The organism is Caulobacter sp. 05T431 (assembly GCF_056665975.1).
This window is the reverse complement of the sequence record NZ_JBFTKU010000006.1, coordinates 105,858-118,637: the sequence shown is the minus strand read 5'-3', so window position 1 is coordinate 118,637 and position 12,780 is coordinate 105,858. Positions and strand designations below refer to the sequence as shown.

General features: G+C 69.1%; 17 protein-coding genes. 11 read left to right on the top strand and 6 right to left on the bottom strand.

Annotated elements, in window-relative coordinates:
* Positions 1-41: 41 nt before the first annotated feature.
* Both AC1U89_RS07920 and AC1U89_RS07915 read right to left on the bottom strand, forming a co-directional pair.
* Positions 42-638 (bottom strand): hypothetical protein, encoded by a 597-nt coding sequence (locus tag AC1U89_RS07920; protein WP_479899172.1) that lies wholly within the window; start codon positions 636-638, stop codon positions 42-44.
* A complete protein-coding gene (locus AC1U89_RS07915; protein ID WP_479899171.1) occupies positions 628-1,140 on the bottom strand; it encodes an RNA polymerase sigma factor in 513 nt (170 codons plus the stop codon). Before AC1U89_RS07915 ends, AC1U89_RS07920 begins: the two co-directional genes overlap by 11 nt.
* Before the next feature lie 128 nt (positions 1,141-1,268).
* Between AC1U89_RS07915 and AC1U89_RS07910 the strand changes: the two genes are divergently transcribed.
* From AC1U89_RS07910 to AC1U89_RS07900, 3 genes are all read left to right on the top strand, one after another.
* A complete protein-coding gene (locus tag AC1U89_RS07910; protein WP_479899170.1) occupies positions 1,269-1,742 on the top strand; it encodes a PaaI family thioesterase in 474 nt (157 codons plus the stop codon).
* 2 nt (positions 1,743-1,744) lie between these two features.
* A complete protein-coding gene (locus tag AC1U89_RS07905) occupies positions 1,745-2,668 on the top strand; it encodes an alpha/beta fold hydrolase (protein WP_479899169.1) in 924 nt (307 codons plus the stop codon).
* A 92-nt stretch (positions 2,669-2,760) separates the two neighbouring features.
* Positions 2,761-3,246 carry an STM3941 family protein gene (locus AC1U89_RS07900; RefSeq protein ID WP_479899168.1) on the top strand — a complete coding sequence of 162 codons (486 nt, stop codon included), beginning with the start codon at positions 2,761-2,763 and terminating at the stop codon, positions 3,244-3,246.
* A 16-nt stretch (positions 3,247-3,262) separates the two neighbouring features.
* Here the strand turns inward: AC1U89_RS07900 and AC1U89_RS07895 are convergent, their stop codons facing one another.
* The gene (locus tag AC1U89_RS07895; protein ID WP_479899167.1) at positions 3,263-3,931 is read right to left on the bottom strand and encodes a TetR/AcrR family transcriptional regulator; all 669 of its coding nucleotides are present in this window, start codon (positions 3,929-3,931) and stop codon (positions 3,263-3,265) included.
* An 83-nt stretch (positions 3,932-4,014) separates the two neighbouring features.
* Between AC1U89_RS07895 and AC1U89_RS07890 the strand changes: the two genes are divergently transcribed.
* From AC1U89_RS07890 to AC1U89_RS07855, 8 genes are all read left to right on the top strand, one after another.
* On the top strand, positions 4,015-5,154 hold the full coding sequence (locus AC1U89_RS07890) for an FAD-dependent oxidoreductase (RefSeq protein ID WP_479899166.1): 1,140 nt from the start codon (positions 4,015-4,017) through the stop codon (positions 5,152-5,154).
* A gap of 124 nt (positions 5,155-5,278) precedes the next feature.
* Positions 5,279-6,229 (top strand): glycosyltransferase family 9 protein, encoded by a 951-nt coding sequence (locus AC1U89_RS07885; protein WP_479899261.1) that lies wholly within the window; start codon positions 5,279-5,281, stop codon positions 6,227-6,229.
* Between the two features lie 61 nt (positions 6,230-6,290).
* Positions 6,291-6,521 (top strand): aa3-type cytochrome c oxidase subunit IV, encoded by a 231-nt coding sequence (locus AC1U89_RS07880; RefSeq protein WP_029914316.1) that lies wholly within the window; start codon positions 6,291-6,293, stop codon positions 6,519-6,521.
* Between the two features lie 120 nt (positions 6,522-6,641).
* Positions 6,642-7,784, top strand: coding sequence for a Re/Si-specific NAD(P)(+) transhydrogenase subunit alpha (locus AC1U89_RS07875; RefSeq protein WP_479899165.1), 1,143 nt, complete (start codon positions 6,642-6,644; stop codon positions 7,782-7,784).
* Positions 7,785-7,902: 118 nt separating this feature from the next.
* Positions 7,903-8,238: an NAD(P) transhydrogenase subunit alpha part 2 gene (locus AC1U89_RS07870; protein ID WP_479899164.1), complete on the top strand. Its 336-nt coding sequence runs from the start codon at positions 7,903-7,905 to the stop codon at positions 8,236-8,238.
* Between the two features lie 59 nt (positions 8,239-8,297).
* Positions 8,298-9,185 carry a hypothetical protein gene (locus AC1U89_RS07865; RefSeq protein WP_479899163.1) on the top strand — a complete coding sequence of 296 codons (888 nt, stop codon included), beginning with the start codon at positions 8,298-8,300 and terminating at the stop codon, positions 9,183-9,185.
* Between the two features lie 28 nt (positions 9,186-9,213).
* Positions 9,214-10,101 (top strand): class I SAM-dependent methyltransferase, encoded by an 888-nt coding sequence (locus AC1U89_RS07860; protein WP_479899162.1) that lies wholly within the window; start codon positions 9,214-9,216, stop codon positions 10,099-10,101.
* A 1-nt stretch (position 10,102) separates the two neighbouring features.
* Positions 10,103-11,521, top strand: coding sequence for an NAD(P)(+) transhydrogenase (Re/Si-specific) subunit beta (locus tag AC1U89_RS07855; RefSeq protein ID WP_479899161.1), 1,419 nt, complete (start codon positions 10,103-10,105; stop codon positions 11,519-11,521).
* A gap of 77 nt (positions 11,522-11,598) precedes the next feature.
* Here AC1U89_RS07855 and AC1U89_RS07850 read toward each other — a convergent pair whose 3' ends face one another.
* The 3 genes from AC1U89_RS07850 to AC1U89_RS07840 all read right to left on the bottom strand — a co-directional run bounded on the left by AC1U89_RS07850 (position 11,599) and on the right by AC1U89_RS07840 (position 12,617).
* Positions 11,599-11,880: a DUF2442 domain-containing protein gene (locus AC1U89_RS07850; RefSeq protein WP_479899160.1), complete on the bottom strand. Its 282-nt coding sequence runs from the start codon at positions 11,878-11,880 to the stop codon at positions 11,599-11,601.
* The gene (locus AC1U89_RS07845) at positions 11,877-12,143 is read right to left on the bottom strand and encodes a DUF4160 domain-containing protein (RefSeq protein ID WP_479899159.1); all 267 of its coding nucleotides are present in this window, start codon (positions 12,141-12,143) and stop codon (positions 11,877-11,879) included. The genes AC1U89_RS07850 and AC1U89_RS07845 overlap by 4 nt, the downstream gene beginning before the upstream one ends.
* 126 nt (positions 12,144-12,269) lie before the next feature.
* Positions 12,270-12,617, bottom strand: a complete 348-nt coding sequence (locus AC1U89_RS07840; protein ID WP_479899158.1) for a UrcA family protein — start codon at positions 12,615-12,617, stop codon at positions 12,270-12,272.
* Positions 12,618-12,780 lie beyond the last annotated feature (163 nt).

The following is a 12,780-nucleotide window of genomic DNA, read 5'->3' as shown; positions in this document are numbered from 1 at the left end:
GGGCCCCGGGGGCAGGCGCATGCGCCTGTCCCCAATCCAGCCTACTCCCGATAGTCAGCCAGCAACCCCTCCAGCCGCCGCTGCTCGGGCTTCAGCACCTTGAAGAACCGCAGGGCGTTCCAGCCGAGGCTGGCGGCCAGGGCCACGCCGAACAGCAGCAGCATCTGCCAGACGTTGCGATCCGTGGCCTTGCCGACCTCGTTCAGCTGGAACACCCCGATCAGCGTCGGCAGGATGAACACCGGCAGGCTCATCCAGAAGATCCGGTAGTTGATCCGCGCCCGCCGGTTGGCGGCCAGCATGGCTTCCAGCGTCTGGCGCATTGGCGAGCCGTCGCCGCGCGGGCGCCGGACCAGCAGGGCGGCGAAGAACACCGCCGCCAGCACGGCCCAGCAGACCCCCAGCATGGCCAGGGCGCCCCATTCGTGGCCGAGGTCGCTCCGGCCGGTCAGGAACGACCGCGCCGCGATCCCCGTGAACAGGGCCATGGCCGCGACCGGGATCGCGAACAGCAGGGTCTCGCCGCGACGTCGGGCTTTGAGCATGTGCATCAGTTCCTCCATCAGATAGGCCTGGGCCTGGGCGTCGGGGGTGTTGGCCTCCGAGCGCCAGGCCTGTTCGAGACGGTCAAACTCCATCGCCGTCCTCCTTCACCAGGATCGTCAGCCGGGCGCGGATGCGGGTCAGCCGCGCGCCGACATTGGTTTCCGTCAGACCGTGCAGCCCGGCGATCGCGCCATAGGCCAGGCCGTCCAGCGACAGCAGGATCAGCGACCGGTCCAGCGGCGGCAGGGTGCGGATCGCCGTGTAGAGCCGCTCCAGCAGGTMGGCCTCGGGCGTGTCTGGCTGGTCCGCCCGCAGGGCCAGCTCGGCCGCCACGCCGTCCTGCCGCCGCCGACGCCGGGTCTCGCCGCGCCGCCAGGTGAGGGCGGCGTTGTGGGCCACGCGGTGGACGAAGGTGGCGTCGGCGGCCTCGCCCCGAAATCGCGGCCGGGCCTTCCACAGCGCCACGGTCAGCTCCTGCATCAGGTCGTGCTGGTCGGCCGGTTCGGCGAAGGCGCGGGCCACCCGGCGAAGGGCGGGCAGGTGCGACGCCAGCCACGCCGCGAAAGCCCCGTCCTCCTGTCGTCCAGCCGCCATGGTGCGCCCCGTTTTCAGAAGGTTAGACGCCGGTGGGCGCGCCGTCCTTACAACGACGCCCGTAGGGTGCGCTGAAACTTCGCGCGCGTAATGCTTGCCACGCTTCAAACGCTTGTTAGACTTCTCCCATGTCAGACGATCTCACGGACGCCCAGGCCGCCGCCATTCCCGAGGGCTACAGCCAGCTCAACTGGTCGCGCGGCTTCGGCCGGCAGATCGGGCCGCTGTACGAACAGCGCGCCGGACCCGGCGAGGCCGTCCTGGGATTCCGCGTCGAGGAGCACCACACCAACGGCCTGGGCAATTGCCACGGCGGCATGCTGATGAGCTTCGCCGACATGGCCTGGGGCCGGATCATCTCGCTGCAGAAGTCCTACAGCTGGGTCACGGTCCGCCTGAACTGCGACTTCCTGTCGGGCGCCCAGCTGGGCGACTTCGTGGAGGGGCGGGGCGAGCTGATCTCCGAGCAGGACCTGGTCTTCACCGTGCGCGGCCGCATCTGGGCCGGCGAGCGGACCCTGATGACCGGCACCGGCGTCTTCAAGGCCCTGTCGCCCCGCGCCCCGCGCCCGGGCGAGGTCGCCTACAAGGCGGAGAGCTGAGCATGGCCGATGATCGCCCCGCCCCAACGTCGCTGCTGGGTCCGTTCCACGGCGAGAGGCCGCCGACCCCCGCCTGGTTCGAGGCCGCCGTCGCCGTCGAACCCGAGCGCTCGCGCATCCCGGTCGAGGGGGCGGAGATCGAGCTGCTGACCTGGGGCGAGGTCGGCAAGCCGGGCCTGCTGTTCCTGCACGGCAACGGCGCCCACGCCGACTGGTGGAGCTTCATCGCCCCGTTCTTCGCGAAAGACTGGCGGTGCGCGGCCATCTCGTGGTCGGGCATGGGCGGCTCGGACTGGCGGCCGGCCTATTCGGCCCAGTCGTTCGCGGCCGAGATCTTCGCGGCGGTCGAGGCGGCGGGACTGGAGGTCGGCGGCGTGAAGCCGATCCTGGTGGGCCACTCGTTCGGCGGCTTCCCAACCCTCTATTGCGGCGTCGAGCACGCCGACCGGCTGCGCGGCATCGTCATGGTCGACAGCAGCATCCAGCCGCCCGAKAAGCGTTGGAAGGGCCCGCCGTCGCGCCCCGACGCCGCCAACCGGGTCTATCCGACCCTGGAGCAGGCGCTCAGCCGCTTCCGCCTGGCCCCGCCGCAGGGCTGCGAGAACCTCTACATCGCCGACCACATCGCCCGGGGCTCGCTGAAGGAGGTCGAGGGCGGCTGGACCTGGAAGTTCGACCCGGCCATCTGGCAGAGGTTCTCGATGCCGGACCTGGGCCTGCTGCTGCCGCGCATCGCCTGCCCGGCGGCGGTGATGTGGGGCGAGCGCTCGGCCCTGATGCGCGAGGACACCCTGGCCTACATGTTCGGCGAGATGCCCGACAGCGTCCTGCGCGTCGCCATCCCCGACGCCGACCACCACGTGATGGTCGACCAGCCCCTGGCCTTCGTGGGCGGCCTGCGAGGGCTGCTGGCGGGCTGGGGCTAGGTCGCGCGCGGGGCTTGTCCCGCCGCCGGTCCGTTGGCTAGGCTTGTGGCCAAGCTTGGGGAACGGTCATGGGCAAACCAATCGATGTGGGCGTGAGCACGCAGGTCGGACCGCGGACCATCGAGGCGTCGCGCCTCAAGATGTCGCTGTACCTGGCGGGCAGCCTGATCTTCGTGGCGATCGGCGCGATGATGGTCGGAGACGACTCGACCAACCTCAAGGCGTGGCTGGCCCTGGTGTTCTTCGGGCTGTGCGCCGCCATCTTCGCTTTTCTGCTGATGCGTCCCCAGGTCCTGGAACTGGACGCCAAGGGCTTCACGGTCCGTGGAGGCTTCATCCGCGCCCCAAAGAAGGTGCTGTGGCGCGATGTCGAGAGCGTCTTCGTCTACAAGCTGCCCCGGGGCGGCAAGATGATCGGCTACAACCTCGTGCCCGCCGCCCGCAAGGACACGGCCCTGGGCCGGATCGCGCGGAGTTTCGGGGCCGACGGCGCGCTGCCCAAGGGCTGGCCCGGTTCGCCCGAGAAGATGGCCGAGGACCTCAACGCTTACCGGGTATGGGCGCTGGGCGTCTCCTGAGGTCGGGCCGGATCGGCTAGCGCGCGGCGTCCAGGCCCGCCAGGATCAGGTCGACCCCGGCCAGGAACTGATCGCGGTCGTCGTGGTCGCCCAGCCGGGCCGCCATCTTGCGCACGAAGGGGTGCTCGGCGGGATCGAGTTTGGTCCACTGGGCGGCGACGGCGCCCAGCGCGGCTTCGCGATCCGTTTCGGCGGGCATGAGTCGGGCGTTGGCCGCGTTCTGCCCCGCGCAGCCCAGGATGTAGTTCACCAGCGCCGTGGCGGCGTCGAACTGGCGGTCCTCCGGGACGCCCAGCGCGTCCAACCGGCTGCCGACGCCCTCGAAGATCCGCAACATCGCCGACTGCCAGGGTTCGCGCGCCAGGTGGGCGCCCACCCACGGATGGGCGTCGATCAGGTCGAACACGCGAAGGGCGATGGCCCGGATCGCCTGGCGCGGCGGGGCGTCGTCGCCCTGCGCCATGGCGCGGTCGATCAGGTCGCCGGTCGCCGCCGTCAGCAGGGCGGTCTTGTCGGCGACGTGCCAGTAGATCGCCCCGGCGCCCGTCGCTAGGCGCGTCGCCAGGGCGCGGAACGTCAGGGCGGTCTCGCCCTCGGCGTCGAGGATGGCGATCGCGGCCTCCACGATCCGGTCTTTCGACAGGGCGTCGGTGCGCCGCTCGCCGCGCTTGGTCTTGGTCGTCATGGGCCGAGTCTTGACATGATTGGAACGATGTTCCAATAGGCAGAAATGGAACATCGTTCCAATGTGATCCTGGAGGCGACCTCATGACGAAATCCGTGACGATCATCGGAGCGGGCCTGGGCGGCCTGGTCCTGGCCCGGGTGCTCCACCTGCAGGGCGTTCCCGCGACGATCTACGAGGCCGAGGCCTCGGCCGGGGCGCGCACCCAGGGCGGGATGCTGGATATCCACGAGGCCGACGGACAGCTGGCGCTGAAGACGGCGGGCCTGTTCGATCAATTCCTGGGCCTGATCCACGAGGGCGGGCAGGCGTCGCGCGTGCTGGATCGCAACGGCGCGCTGCTGCTGGAGCAAGCCGACGACGGCGCGGGCGGCCGGCCCGAGGTCCCGCGCGGCGCGCTGCGGCGGATGCTGATCGACTCCCTGCCCGAGGGGACGATCCAGTGGGGCAAGAAGCTGGTCGGCCTCGAGGCCCTGGGCGGCGGCCGTCACCAATTGGCCTTCGCCGACGGGACGACCGGCGTCACCGACGCGTTGGTGGGCGCGGACGGCGCCTGGTCGAAGGTCCGGCCGCTGCTGTCGGACGCCCGACCTGACTATCTGGGCGTGACCTTCGTCGAGACCTATCTGCACGACGCCGACGCCCGGCATCCCGCGACGGCCCAGGCGGCGGGCGGCGGGGCGCTGTTCGCCCTGGCCCCGGGCCAGGGGATCTTCGCGCACCGCGAGCCGGACGGCGTCGTCCACGCCTATTTCGCCCTGCGCCGTTCCGCCGAGTGGATCGCCGGCGTCGACTTCGCCGACCCCGCCGACGCCAAGGCCCGGATCGCCGCCGAGTTCGCGGGCTGGGCGCCGGCCCTGACAGCCCTGATGACCGACAGCGACACCCCGCCGGTTCCGCGCATGCTGCACACCCTGCCCGACGACCACCGATGGGACCGCGTCCCCGGCGTGACCCTGGTGGGAGACGCCGCGCACCTGGCGCCGCCGGCGGGCGAGGGCGCGAACATGGCGATGCTGGACGGCGCCGAACTGGGCCTGGCCATCGCCGCGCGCCCCGACGACATCGAGGCGGCCTTCGCGACCTACGAGGCGGCGATGTTCCCGCGCGCCCGAGCCGCCGCCGAGGGATCGCGGGAGATCCTGGACCTCTGCCTGGACCACCGCGCCCCGACCAGTCTCGTCGAATTCTTCAGCGGGGCGTTCCAAGCCGAGCGCGGATGACAAGGCCCGCGCCGCCCGCTAAGCCGCTGGACGGCCTTAGTCGGGAGCCTGATCCTTCGTGAGCGCGAAAAACCCTGCCGGACCGGTGCTGGTCTACGCCCCCGACCGGGGCATCGGCGACCTGATGTGGCACCTGCCGACCTTCCGGGCCATCGCCGCGACCACGCCCGAGGGAACGGTGGTGCTGGCCGCCCGACCGTCCAGCCGCGCCGCCGAGGTGCTGGCGGTCGAGCCGACGATCGCCTCGGTGGTCTATGCCCGCCACTTCACCGGATCGCTGAAGGGCGTGAAGGAGGTCCTCGACTTCTGGCGCCTCTGCCGCGAGGTGAAGCCGCGCGCCGTCTGGATCCTGGAGAAGATCGGCCGCCCCGCCCAGGCCGCCTGGCTGGCCGGCGTGCCGGACCGCCGCGGCTTCGGCCTGGGCCATTCCAGCCAGGAGCAGTGGCTGAAGGGGCCGTTCCTGCCCAAGGCCATGCGGCCCGAGCATCGCCTGACCAAGCTGGCCGCCTTCGAGGCCCTGCACGGGCTGAAGGTCGACAGCCGCGAGCCGGGCCTGTTGCTCGACCCCAAGGCCGTGGCCGCCGTCAAGGCGCGGTTCGGAGCGCTGCCGGGTCCCTGGCTGGTGCTGGGCGTCGGGGCCAGCGAGCCGGCCCGCACCTGGCCCGCCGAGCGTTTCGCCGCCGTGTCGACGGCCCTGGCCGACCTGTTCCCGACCGTCTTCTGGCTGGGCGGTCCCGGCGACGCCGCGCGCGCCCTGCCGGTGATCGAGGCCCAGCCGCCTGGTCGCGACGTGGCCGTCTTCGATCTGCCGCTGGACCAGGGCGCGGCCCTGATCGCCCTGTCGGCCGGGTTCCTGGGCAACGACTCGGGCCCGCTGAACGTCGCCGCCTCGGTCGGCCGCCCGGCCGTCGGTCTGATGGGCACCAGCCCCGTGCCGGCCTATTCGCGCTGGCTGTCGCGGCTGGACGGCGGGGAAGGGCGGATCGCCGACATTTCGGTCGACCAGGCCGTCGCGGCTGTGCGAACGCGGTTCACCGACGAGGCCTGGGCCAACCGCGACATCGCGGCGGCTTGAGCCCACGCCCCGCACGTTGTAAGCGGCGGGGCGTTTTTTTAATTCCACCTAGGAAACAGACATGGCCGGCGACTACCAACGCGGTTCGATGGACATTCAAGAGCAGGCCGCGACCTTCGAGGGTTTCGGCAAGATGACCAAGTGGGGCTCGCTGGCCGTGGCCGTCCTGCTGCTGACGATCACCCTGTGGTTCTGCACCGCCGCCGGCTTCATCGGTGGTCTGGTCCCGGGAATCGTGCTGGCGATCGTGGGCGTCGTGTTCCTGCGCGAAAAGCCCGCCTCCGCCCACTGACACCGGTAGACATCGGAATTTTTTTGCCTCTGACGCGAGCGTAAGGCTCGACATCGGGCAAGAACATCCCCTAGAGAGACGCGCAAGCTCGTCGGAGCAAGCAGCGTCCTTGGGAGGGGTATGCCGATGGCCGTCATCGCCGTCACGAAAGAGACCCGCGCGGGTGAAACGCGGGTCGCGGCCACGCCCGAGACCGTGAAGAAACTGGCTGGCGCCGGCTTCACGGTCGTCGTGCAGGCCGGGGCGGGGATCGCGGCGTCGTATCCGGACGCCGACTACGAAGCGGCCGGCGCCAAGCTGGCCAAGACGGCGAAAGAGGCCCTGAAGGACGCCGACGTCCTGTTCAAGGTCCGCGCCCCCGAAGCCGCCGAGATCGCCGCCCTGAAGAAGGGCGCGATCGTCGCGGCCGCGCTCAATCCGCATCAGGACAAGGAAACACTGGACGCCCTGGCCAAGGCCGGCGCCAGCGCCATCGCCATGGAGTTMATCCCGCGCATCACGCGGGCCCAGGTGATGGACATGCTGTCCTCGCAGGCGAACCTGGCCGGCTACCGCGCCGTGATCGAGGGCGCCGAGGCCTACGGCAAGGCCCTGCCGATGATGATGACCGCCGCCGGCACCGTCGCCGCGGCCAAGGTCTTCGTGATGGGCGTGGGCGTCGCCGGCCTGCAGGCCATCGCCACCGCCCGCCGCCTGGGCGCGGTGGTCACCGCCACCGACGTGCGTCCGGCCACCAAGGAGCAGGTCGAGTCGCTGGGCGCCAAGTTCCTGGCCGTCGAGGACGAGGAGTTCAAGAACGCCCAGACCGCCGGCGGCTACGCCAAGGAGATGTCGAAGGAATACCAGGCCAAGCAGGCCGAGCTGGTCTCCTCGCACATCGCCAAGCAGGACATCGTCATCACCACGGCCCTGATCCCGGGCCGCCCCGCGCCCAAGCTGGTCAACGCCGCCCAGGTGGCGTCGATGAAGCCGGGTTCGATCCTGGTCGACCTGGCCATCGAGGCCGGCGGCAACGTCGAGGGCGGCAAGCTGAACGAGACCGTGGTCACCGCCAACGGCGCCAAGATCCTGGGCGCGGCCAACCTGCCGGGCCGCATCGCCACCGACGCCAGCGCGCTCTACGCTCGCAACCTGTTCGCCCTGTCGAGCCTGTTCCTGAACAAGGAAGGCGCCTTCGCCCCGGACTTCGAGGATGAGATCCTCAAGGCGGCCCTGGTCACCCAGGGCGGAGCGGTGGTGCACCCGTCGCTGCTGGCCAAATAGGTTCGTCATCCCCCGCTTCATGCGGGGGACCTAAGCGGCGCTGGCCGTGTCTAAAACTCAGCTTGGATCCTCCGGATCGCTTCGCGACCGAAGGATGATGAGCAAAAGGGAGCTGAATATGGAAGCCGTCGACCCCACCGTGTTCCGCCTGGCGATCTTCGTGCTCGCCATCTTCGTGGGCTACTACGTGGTCTGGAGCGTGACGCCCGCCCTGCACACCCCTCTGATGGCCGTGACCAACGCCATCTCGTCGGTGATCATCGTCGGCGCCCTGCTGGCCGCCGCCGCCCACGGCGCGAACAGCGACCTCTCGGGCGGCACGGTCGCCGCCTCGACCTGGATCTCGAAGGGCGCCGGCGCCGTCGCCGCCGCCTTCGCCGCGGTCAACATCTTCGGCGGCTTCCTGGTCACCCAGCGGATGCTGGCCATGTACAAGAAGAAAGAGAAGAAGTGAGCCTTCGCCGCCTCCCGCCAGCCCTTGCATTGATGGCTTCGCTGTCAGCGGCCGGCGCGATGGCCGCCGAGCTGCCGCAAGGTGCGGTGCTGTCGTTCCCCGTCGTCATCGAGGCGCCCCGTTCGACGTCCGTCGACGGGATCGCCAGCGGCGGCGCGCTGTTCAGCCAGGCTTTCCGCTCCACGGCGGCCGTTCGGCTGAGCGCGCCCTACCAGGTGGCCGACACGGTGAACGGCGGCGGTCGCGTCATTGCCTTCGCCGAGGGCGCCCTGTTTGCGGGCGGGCTGATCGGCGAGGACGAGGTCTTCTGCGCGCCGGGTTCGAACGGCGCGCGCGGGATCGTCGCCAAGGGCGACATCGGCGTCTGCTTCCGCGACGTCGATCACGACGGAACCTTCGACGGCCAGATGGTCCTCAACGGCTTGGCGCGGGCGAACGGTGTCTATGAACTGACGCTGATGAAGCGCTCGCTGCTGACGGCGTCGTCGGGGTGGGGCGCGGCGACCGCAGCCTACGCGCGTCTCAAGCCGGAAGAGATTCCCGCGGGCCAGGTCAAGGTCACCTACCAGTATATCGATCCGCCCCTGGGCAAGCCTCAGGCTTATGTGTCTCTGGCCATTTGCGCGCCCGACGCGCTGACGGCGCGGCCGGAGCTTCTGGGGCAATGCGGGTCGCTGTTGCGGCCCGACGGGGGAAAGCTTTTCCAGGAGCCAACGCGGCTCGACCTGAAGAGCGCCGGGGGGCAGGCCGTGTCCTTCGGGCCAGTGGCCGGAACCATCAAGATCGCCCCGGGCGGCCTGGGCGGCATGGCCGTGACCAGCGCCTTCGCGCCTGGGCCCGCGCAACTGACGCTGGCTGCGATCTACGGCTATTCCGGCGATCCCGCGACCCAGACCTCGATCTTCGCCCTGCTGGGCGCCCAGTCGGCTCCGGCGGTGCGGCCATGACCGCGCGCCGACGCTTGGGAGCCGCCTGATGTTCGGCGACAAGCGCATCGTCAAACAGGCCCAAGTCGCCAACCGCATCGCGCTGGAGCGATGGTGGGACGAGCTGCGGACCAGCGCGCGCGCCCAGGAGCCCGGGCGGCTGATCGCCCATGGCCGCAAGACCTACAGCCAGAACGACGAGGACGGGATCGTCCTGGAGATCTTCAACCGCATCGGCCAGGGCGACCGGCGTTTCATCGAGTTCGGCGTCCAGGCCGGGGTGGAGTGCAACACCGCCCTGCTGCTGATGGCCGGCTGGAGCGGCCTGTGGCTGGACGGTTCGGACAAGTATGTCGAAGCCGCCAAGGGCCACCAGGCCGTGGCCGTGGGGCAGGGGCGGCTGACCGTCCAGAAGGCCTTCGTCACCGCCGAGAACATCGACGACCTGCTGGGCCCCTGGGCCGGCGGGACCGCCGACAAGCCGGCCTCGGTGGACCTGCTGTCGATCGACATCGACGGCAACGACTACTGGATCTGGAAGGCCATCGAGGCCGTGCGTCCGCGCGTCGTGATCATCGAATACAACGCCGCCTATCCGCCGCCCGTGGCCTTCGTCGCCGAGTACAAGGCCGACCGGGTCTGGGACGGCGGCAACTATCACAGCGCCAGCCTGACCAGTCTGGAGGCCCTGGGCCGCGCCAAGGGCTACGCCCTGGTGGGCTGCAATCTCTCCGGCGCCAACGCCTTCTTCGTGCGCGAGGACGAACTCGCTGGCCCCGACGGCCAGGCCCGCTTCGCCGCGCCCTACACGGCGGCCAACCACTACGAGCCGCCGCGCTACGACCTCTCCGGCCTGCCTTCGGGCCATCCACCCCGGTTCGGCGTCAACGCCGCGCCGGAGCTTTCCTCTTCGCCGCTCTTGGGGGCCAAGACCTGACATGAACGCCAATCTCGCCGCCATCCTCTACATCGTCTCGGGGGTGCTCTTCATCCTGGCGCTGCGGGGGCTGTCCAGCCCCGAGACCAGCCGCAAGGGCAACACCTACGGCATGATCGGCATGGCCATCGCCGTGCTGACCACCCTGGCCACCCTGTGGAGCCAGGGCGCGCTGGACCCGATCACCATCGGCCTGATCATCGGCGGCGTGGCCGTCGGCGGCGGCGTGGGCGCGGTCATCGCCCGCAAGGTGCCGATGACCTCGATGCCGCAGCTGGTGGCGGCCTTCCACAGCCTGGTCGGCATGGCCGCGTGCCTGGTGGCCGTGGCGGCGATCTACACCCCGGCGGCCTACGGCATCCTGGGCGCCGACGGCCATGTGCACCTCAACAGCCTGATCGAGCTGTCGGTGGGCCTGGCCATCGGCGCCATCACCTTCACCGGCTCGGTCATCGCCTTCGCCAAGCTGAACGGCAACATGGGCGGCGCGCCGATCCTGCTGCCGGCCCGCCACCTGCTGAACATCGTCATCGCCCTGGCCATCGTGGCCCTGGTGGTGGTGCTGGTGATCTCGGGCGGTGCGGCCATCTGGGCCTTCTGGGCGATCTTCGCGCTGAGCCTGCTGATCGGCGTGACCCTGATCATCCCGATCGGCGGCGCCGACATGCCCGTCGTCGTGTCGATGCTGAACTCCTATTCGGGCTGGGCCKCCGCGGCCCTGGGCTTCACCCTGGAGAACACCACCCTGATCATCACCGGCGCCCTGGTCGGCTCGTCGGGCGCGATCCTGTCCTACATCATGTGCAAGGGCATGAACCGCAGCTTCATCTCGGTGATCCTGGGCGGCTTCGGCGCCGACGCCGCGGCCGCCGGCCCCGGCGGCAAGGTCGAGACCCGTCCGGTCAAGCAGGGCAGCGCCGACGACGCGGCCTTCATCATGAAGAACGCCAGCAAGGTGATCATCGTCCCGGGCTACGGCATGGCCGTCTCCCAGGCCCAGCACGCCCTGCGCGAAATGGCCGACAAGCTGAAGGAAGAGGGCGTGGAGGTGAAGTACGCCATCCACCCCGTCGCCGGCCGCATGCCGGGCCACATGAACGTGCTGCTGGCCGAAGCCAACGTCCCCTATGACGAGGTGTTCGAGTTGGAGGACATCAACAGCGAGTTCTCGACGGCCGACGTGGCCTTCGTGATCGGAGCCAACGACGTCACCAACCCGGCCGCCAAGACCGACCCGCAGAGCCCGATCTTCGGCATGCCCATCCTGGACGTCGAAAAGGCCCGCACGGTGCTGTTCATCAAGCGCGGCATGTCGAGCGGCTACGCCGGCGTCGAGAACGAGCTGTTCTTCCGCGACAACACCATGATGCTGTTCGGCGACGCCAAGAAGATGGTCGAGGGGATCGTGAAGGGGCTTTAGGGCCTTCGATCCTCACGATACAAAGAAGCCCCGGATGGCGACATCCGGGGCTTTCTGTTGGCGATACGCACCCGTGGCTAGACGGCCGCGCCGGTGCTCTGCAATTGACCCGCCGCCTCCAGCTTCATCCGTATGTTGGTMGGATCGGCGTCATAGCCGTTGGGCCAGGTCGGCGTGCCCATCTCCAGGAAAACCTGCGCGAAGAAGGTCTCGTCGGCGAGCGGGCGGGCCATTTCGCCTTTGGAAAGTGTGATTTCGCTGAGATCGGCGATCCCGCTCGACCCATCGGAAAAGGCGATGTCCAGCCGATGACCGGGCAGGGCCTTCACGCGGATAGCCTTGACGAGTTTGAAGGTCATTCCCGATCCAATCCCGGAATTCTGAAGGTCGGCCTGTCATTATAGGCCCGGTCCCAGTTTTCGGCTAACGCGGGGCGGTGCAAGGCTATCCAATCGGTCACGAGGCGCGTGGCGGTACGTGGCAGTTCGCCCGCGATGACTCTGCTCGTTCGGATGTCGAACAGCGCTTCATGCCCCTGATACTCGGCATGTAGGTGGGGTGGATTGTGATCCGTGAAATTGATCCGGATCACAATGCCGAAAAAGACAGAGATGATCGGCATTCGCGGTTCCCCAATTCGCGTATTTGTTGCCATTTTGTTCTCATCTCCGCTCTGGTCGCAACAGAAAAGAGAAGGCCCCGGACGTTCCCGTCCGGGGCCTTTCGCTTGCCTGGATCATGCGGTCGCTCAGCGGGCGGCGACCGAGACCGGGGTGGCGCGGGCGGCCGTCTTCAGGCCTTCGCGCTGGCTGTGCGACAGCTGGGCGGCGGCTTGCTTGCGGATGCCGTCCTTGCAGCCGGCGATCGTGAAGTCGCCCGTGGGGTTGTCGTGCACAAGGGTGCGGCAGACGCGTTCGCCGGCGGCGTCGACGCGGGCGTTGAATTCGGCGGCGTGGGCGGGGTTGGAGAGGTTCAGGCCCACCAGCGAGATGGTGGCGGTGGTTTCGGCGTGGGCGGCCTGCAGCAGGCCCAGGGCGGGCACGGCGGCCAGGGTGACGGTGGCCACGGCGGCCAGGCTGGTCATGAACTTACGCATCGGATCGTCCCTTCGGTTGATGTCGTTAGCGCGTCCCTGCGCCATGTCCAAAGGTGTACTCCGGTGTTCTCATGAATACTCGTTACGTCTCTTTCATGACGTGTAATTAAAGAAGTGTACTCAAAGTAATGTTCTAAAATTCCGGTAATGTAGAGCGGATCAT

What these genes read in the sequence shown, in the direction of transcription:
- AC1U89_RS07920 (WP_479899172.1), bottom strand. Translation starts at nt 638, where the DNA reads ATGGAGTTTGACCGTCTCGAACAGGCCTGGCGCTCGGAGGCCAACACC.
- AC1U89_RS07910 (WP_479899170.1), top strand. Translation starts at nt 1,269, where the DNA reads ATGTCAGACGATCTCACGGACGCCCAGGCCGCCGCCATTCCCGAGGGC.
- AC1U89_RS07895 (WP_479899167.1), bottom strand. Translation starts at nt 3,931, where the DNA reads ATGACGACCAAGACCAAGCGCGGCGAGCGGCGCACCGACGCCCTGTCG.
- AC1U89_RS07890 (WP_479899166.1), top strand. Translation starts at nt 4,015, where the DNA reads ATGACGAAATCCGTGACGATCATCGGAGCGGGCCTGGGCGGCCTGGTC.
- AC1U89_RS07885 (WP_479899261.1), top strand. Translation starts at nt 5,279, where the DNA reads ATGTGGCACCTGCCGACCTTCCGGGCCATCGCCGCGACCACGCCCGAG.
- AC1U89_RS07880 (WP_029914316.1), top strand. Translation starts at nt 6,291, where the DNA reads ATGGCCGGCGACTACCAACGCGGTTCGATGGACATTCAAGAGCAGGCC.
- AC1U89_RS07870 (WP_479899164.1), top strand. Translation starts at nt 7,903, where the DNA reads ATGGAAGCCGTCGACCCCACCGTGTTCCGCCTGGCGATCTTCGTGCTC.
- AC1U89_RS07865 (WP_479899163.1), top strand. Translation starts at nt 8,298, where the DNA reads ATGGCCGCCGAGCTGCCGCAAGGTGCGGTGCTGTCGTTCCCCGTCGTC.
- AC1U89_RS07860 (WP_479899162.1), top strand. Translation starts at nt 9,214, where the DNA reads ATGTTCGGCGACAAGCGCATCGTCAAACAGGCCCAAGTCGCCAACCGC.
- AC1U89_RS07845 (WP_479899159.1), bottom strand. Translation starts at nt 12,143, where the DNA reads ATGCCGATCATCTCTGTCTTTTTCGGCATTGTGATCCGGATCAATTTC.
- AC1U89_RS07840 (WP_479899158.1), bottom strand. Translation starts at nt 12,617, where the DNA reads ATGCGTAAGTTCATGACCAGCCTGGCCGCCGTGGCCACCGTCACCCTG.